Origin of the sequence: Streptomyces sp. URMC 123 (genome assembly GCF_051386515.1) — a bacterium.
GTDB lineage: Bacteria > Actinomycetota > Actinomycetes > Streptomycetales > Streptomycetaceae > Streptomyces.
Genome location: NZ_JBPQTV010000637.1, coordinates 1 through 1,052, shown reverse-complemented (window position 1 = coordinate 1,052; position 1,052 = coordinate 1). Strand labels below are relative to the sequence as shown.

At 74.4% G+C, this 1,052-nt stretch carries 1 protein-coding gene; it reads left to right on the top strand.

What is annotated here, in order from left to right:
- Positions 1-129: 129 nt before the first annotated feature.
- Positions 130-1,052: GntP family permease (locus tag ACSNOD_RS31355; RefSeq protein WP_436770465.1), on the top strand; the 923-nt coding region annotated here is incomplete at its 3' end.

Genomic DNA, 1,052 nt, shown 5'->3' with positions numbered 1-1,052 from the left:
CCCCCACCCGCCCCCCCCCCCGGCCGCACACCGTAAACCGCACCCCGCCCCGCACCCCGGCCGCACGCCGTGACCGGGCCCGGCCACGCACCGTGAGCGCGCCCCGCGCGCCGTCAGCAAGGAAGACCCGTGTCCCCTCTCAGCAGTCTCAGCGTCGAGACGCTCGCAGCGGACGCCGCCGAACCGATCACCTCGGCGGGCCACGCCCAGCTCGGGATCGCCGTTCTCGCCGGCATCGCCGTCATCGTCGTGCTCATCACCCGGTGGAAGCTGCACGCCTTCCTCTCCCTGACCATCGGCTCGCTGGTGCTGGGCGCGGCGGCCGGCGCCCCCCTGGACAAGGTGATCAAGAGCTTCACCGCCGGTCTCGGCAGCACGGTCGCCGGGGTCGGCGTGCTCATCGCCCTCGGCGCGATCCTGGGCAAGCTGCTGGCGGACTCGGGCGGCGCGGACCAGATCGTCGACACCATCCTGGCCAGGGCCGGCCGTCGCACCATGCCCTGGGCGATGGCGCTGATCGCCGGCGTCATCGGGCTGCCCCTCTTCTTCGAGGTCGGGATCGTGCTGCTGATCCCGGTGGTGCTGCTGGTCGCCAAGCGCGGCGACCACGCGCTGATGCGGATCGGCATCCCCGCGCTCGCCGGGCTCTCCGCGATGCACGGGCTGGTGCCCCCGCACCCCGGCCCGCTGGCCGCGATCGACGCGGTGCACGCCGACCTCGGGGTGACCCTGGCGCTCGGGGGGCTGGTCGCCGTCCCCACGGTGGTCATCGCCGGCCCGCTCTTCTCCCGGTACGCGGCCCGCTGGGTCGACGTGACCCCGCCCGAGGGGCTGATCCCGCAGCGCCCCTCCGAGTCCCTGGAGCGCCGGCCCTCCTTCGTCGCCACGGTGGCCACGGTGCTGCTGCCGGTGGCGCTGATGCTCGTCAAGGCGCTGGTGGACGTCGTCGTCGACGACCCGGCCGACCCCGTGCAGCGGGTCACCGATGTGATCGGCTCACCGCTGATCGCGCTGCTGGCGGCGGTGCTCGTGGGCCTCTTCACGCTGGGCCG